The organism is Marisediminitalea oceani (assembly GCF_003731635.1).
Lineage (GTDB): Bacteria > Pseudomonadota > Gammaproteobacteria > Enterobacterales > Alteromonadaceae > Alteromonas > Alteromonas oceani.
Genome location: NZ_RCUA01000030.1, coordinates 1 through 4272, shown reverse-complemented (window position 1 = coordinate 4272; position 4272 = coordinate 1). Strand labels below are relative to the sequence as shown.

The following is a 4272-nucleotide window of genomic DNA, read 5'->3' as shown; positions in this document are numbered from 1 at the left end:
GAGACTGTAACTAATTTTGTGTAACTGCCTATCTCAACATACTCTATTAAGAGTTAAGGATAGGCAGATGAACATGAATAAGAAAGAGCTTGAAGCTTTCGCAAGGGAAGCAGCCAAAGGGATTAAAACACCTGAGGACTTGAACGAGTTTAGCCAGATGCTGAAGAAAATTACTGTTGAAGCGGCATTGAACGCGGAGATGGATGAGCATCTTGGCTACGAGAAACACCAACAGTCCACGTCTACCAATACCCGTAACGGCAAGAGCAGTAAACGGGTCAAAACCGAAGACGGCGAGTTTAAACTCGATACGCCTCGCGACCGTGAAGGCTCCTTTGAACCCAAACTTGTCAAAAAGCACCAAACCCGTTTCACCTCCATGGACGATAAAATCCTCTGGCTGTATTCACAGGGCATGAGCACCCGTGACATCGTCAATGCCTTTGAGGAATGGTATGGCGCAGAGATATCGCCCACGCTCGTTTCTCGTGTCACCAATGCCGTTATTGAGCAGGTGATTGAATGGCAATCTCGCCCTTTAGATGCCGTCTACCCGATTGTTTACCTGGACTGCATCGTAGTGAAGATTCGTCAGGATAAACGGGTCATCAATAAATCTATCTTCCTGGCTCTGGGTATCAACACCGAAGGTCACAAAGAACTGATGGGGATGTGGATTGCTGAGAATGAAGGCGCTAAGTTCTGGTTGAGTGTGCTGACTGAGCTTCAGCAGCGTGGCGTCGAAGATATTCTTATCGCCTGTGTGGATGGCCTGAAAGGCTTCCCTGATGCTATCAACACCGTTTTCCCTCAGACACACATCCAGCTATGTATCGTGCACATGGTGCGCAACTCACTCAAATACGTATCATGGAAAGACTACAAGGCCGTCACGACGGATTTAAAGCGGGTTTACCGCTCAGCGACTGAAGACGAAGCCTTGCTCGAACTGGAACGCTTCAGTGAAATCTGGGATGGCCAGTACCCACAAATCTCTAAATCATGGCGTAACCACTGGCAGAACCTTAATACGTTGTTCAGTTACCCTGAAGATATCCGTAAAGCGATTTACACCACCAACGCCATTGAGTCGCTCAACAGTGTCATCAGAAAGGCTATCAAAAAGCGGAAAATCTTCCCCAGTGACGATGCAGCAAGAAAGATGGTTTACTTAGCGATTCAAGATGCCAGCAAAAAATGGACAATGCCCATTCAAAACTGGCGTCAGGCTATGAGTCGTTTTATTATCGAGTTCGAGGAACGCCTCGAAAGACACATTAACTAAATGGCAGTTACACAGAATCTGTTACAGGCTCTAACTATCTAAACAATTGTTTTTTATTAAAAAGCTGTTATCTTCAATCTAAAGAGGCGTTAGGCTATATCAAGTAAACTAACGCCTCTTTGCATACCCTCATTTTATCTTTATCCGTTTCAATGAATATTGCCTCTATAAACAAAAGGACTGTTTATGGCTTCAATCTACGCAAAGTGTGTGACTTTGCTTCTTCTGTGTTTTTCTTATTACACTCATGGCGCTTACCCTGACCGTTGTCTTGACTCTGGGAGCAGTTGTACTGTTGAGGAAACGGAAGTCAGGTTTGACCAATTTACTATTCCCGAATTGAGTGACCCTACTTTTAAAACCAAAGTAAGAATGGAGTACCGTGTTGCTCTGACTGCTACTTAGGAAGATGGTGAGAAGGTCAGGTCGGTGATTACTGGTGTCGAGCCGGGCAAAGTCAGCGTTGATATCACATCGCGATCTTGCGTTTACAGTGAATGTGGTCGGGCGGATTTCAATCGTTATATTGCCCACACGGGTATGACAGCTACATTCTTCACACAGGTCGTCACCCATGGCATCAAGACTTGGGTATCCGGGTTGGATTTGACCTCTCGTTCTCCTTCTGCGCCATCTCTTATTGCTCATATTCTCGATGCGGTTAATGAAGCGAAAGCGCCTTTTTATTTTCGTTTTGTCGCACCAGAGGGTGAAACTTTGGGGTGGATTAACGTTAAAGTGGATGACGATTTCAACTTGGCCGCCGGCGACTACCTTGCTTATAGCAGTGATTTGGATAGCAACTACGCCTATGGGCCATCCGGGTTTTTGGGCCGTGATAACTGGTTAAGAGACTATATGTTTGTCTTTCACAGCGTGAAAGTCTGCCGCGATGAAATTATTTTGGCGAGAGATGAGTATGGCGTGTTATCGGAAGTTGAAAGGCTTGTCTGTCGGTTTGAAAGTCGCGAGGATTACCAGCCTTAACACATGAGATAAGCGAGCCATTATGTTGATGGCTCGCTGAATAAACTCAGCCTTAGCTATAGAAGCACAGGTAAGCTGTAGTGGTGCTAACTTTAACGTCGAACGACTGATTCGCTGCGACATTAAATTCGCTACCGGTTTTAAATGATAAAAATTCTTCCGCGCCAGGCAGTTTAACAACCAACTCACCTTCAACAACTTTCATCAATTCATCTTTACTGGTAGAGAATACATATTCACCAGGCAGCATTACCCCTGAAGTACACGGGCCGTTGGCTGATTCAAAAGCGATAGATTTAACGTTATCGTCGAAATAGCTGTTTACACTTAAAGACATATTGATTCCTGTTAGCTAAAAAACGGCGATCACTATACAGTATTTCACCATCGCATTGTGGGATTTCCGGTCAGATCAGTCCGGTACCACTCAGGGAGATTACGATATTGAGTACAGCGCAAAAAAGAAAATACCTCAAATATACCCTGGCAACCGGCTGGCTTTGCCTGTTTATCATGTTGCTGTTAAGCGGCAGTGTGCTTACCGGTTTTATCAATGGTAATTCTGCCAGTGGTACTGTGATGGATAAGCAGGTTTATATAGAGCAAATCCGGGGAGCAGGTTCACCGCGTGAGTCTGAATTACATGAGATTACGGTTCAGTATCAGGTAGCGGGAGAGACCTATCAGATATACGCAAATGCGCATATTTATGCTGGTATGGGTTTAATCGAAGAAGGCGATAACCTGATAGTTGTTTATTCACCGAGTAACCCTGCACAAGCCCAGGTGTTAAGTTATGCCCTGTATAGCCCGATGGTGAGCATACTGGGGTACGTAACCTTTGTGTGCTTTTTAGTTGGTTTCCCGCGCTGGTTCTTGTGGCGGAACAAGCCGATAAAAGATGAAAAGTGACAGGGGCTTTCGTCTGCTATGAGCGAGGAGCGGACGTTCATCTTACTAGCACTACGAGCTTATACCTCTATCGTATCAGTCGATAAATTTAATTACTCTCGAAATCACCGCTCTTGTCTGATGGAACTAAAATTTATAAATAACTCCAACACCCACTTCAGCTTCGTAATCACTTCGTGCAACAGGGCTATCTCTGACTTCACTGCTAAAATACTCAAATAGTGCTTCGCCATAGATTTGCCAATCACTGTTAATGTTTTTTCGGTAGTTATAATCAATACCAAACGAACGTAACCCACCACTTAAATTTGTTTCCTCTAAGCCGGATGACGCTGATTGCACAGCATCAATTCCAAACCCTTTATTAGCGTAATCGCTGTCGTGTAAAACAACAACAAGATTAACTTCAGAACCTGTCCCGTCAGTTTGCTCTCCGAATCGACGACCAATACCAAATAATGCTAGATTTCCTTCATCACTTGCAACTAGACGACTAACTAACCAATAACGCCAATCAGGGGTAAATGAGCGGCGAGCTTGTAAAACCAGTTCAAATCCTTCTTCTTGATTACCCAGGCCACCTAATCTGCCATCGTCAGAGTCACTTTCTTCTCGACCTTCTTCAAATCCAATCAAGGCTCCTAATAGCCACTTGTCATTGAATAATCCTCGCCAGCCAAATGCTTCGCCTGCAAAGTAATAAATATTATCACCACTGCGCCATTGCACGGCACCGGCAGGCTGTGCCTCAAACCCAAATTCATCAGAGCCTTCGTAAGCAGATTCATATTCAACACCTACCCCTATGCCGAATGCCCAGCCGTCTTCACCTTTGGTGAAATCATCAACAGACGGGAGGGGAACTAAAACAGGGTTATCTTCTTGTGCCATTACTGCGTTATTAATGGTAGTTTGTATGAGCAATAACACGATGAGATATATTATTTTTTTCATATGTCTATTTCTGTTTACTAAATGGGTTGTAAAAGTAAACAATTATACGAGTTCGCGGAGAAAGTGGTTTATTACTACTTTTGTTTTATCTTTTAATACAGCGTTTTCACAAGAAGGACTGATGTCCGCTTTTG

Annotated in this window: 5 protein-coding genes; 3 read left to right on the top strand and 2 right to left on the bottom strand. The window is 44.1% G+C overall.

Going from position 1 to position 4272, the window contains the following annotated elements; all coding sequences use genetic code 11:
• Positions 1-73 precede the first annotated feature (73 nt).
• Positions 74-1285, top strand: coding sequence for an IS256 family transposase (locus tag D9T21_RS09385; protein ID WP_123323316.1), 1212 nt, complete (start codon positions 74-76; stop codon positions 1283-1285).
• Between the two features lie 429 nt (positions 1286-1714).
• Positions 1715-2272 (top strand): hypothetical protein, encoded by a 558-nt coding sequence (locus D9T21_RS09380; protein ID WP_164464630.1) that lies wholly within the window; start codon positions 1715-1717, stop codon positions 2270-2272.
• A 52-nt stretch (positions 2273-2324) separates the two neighbouring features.
• Here the strand turns inward: D9T21_RS09380 and ppnP are convergent, their stop codons facing one another.
• Positions 2325-2609 (bottom strand): pyrimidine/purine nucleoside phosphorylase, encoded by a 285-nt coding sequence (gene ppnP / locus D9T21_RS09375; protein ID WP_105933827.1) that lies wholly within the window; start codon positions 2607-2609, stop codon positions 2325-2327.
• Between the two features lie 107 nt (positions 2610-2716).
• Between ppnP and D9T21_RS09370 the strand changes: the two genes are divergently transcribed.
• The gene (locus D9T21_RS09370) at positions 2717-3184 is read left to right on the top strand and encodes a DUF3592 domain-containing protein (RefSeq protein ID WP_123324714.1); all 468 of its coding nucleotides are present in this window, start codon (positions 2717-2719) and stop codon (positions 3182-3184) included.
• A gap of 126 nt (positions 3185-3310) precedes the next feature.
• Here D9T21_RS09370 and D9T21_RS09365 read toward each other — a convergent pair whose 3' ends face one another.
• Positions 3311-4138: a MipA/OmpV family protein gene (locus D9T21_RS09365; protein ID WP_123324178.1), complete on the bottom strand. Its 828-nt coding sequence runs from the start codon at positions 4136-4138 to the stop codon at positions 3311-3313.
• Positions 4139-4272 lie beyond the last annotated feature (134 nt).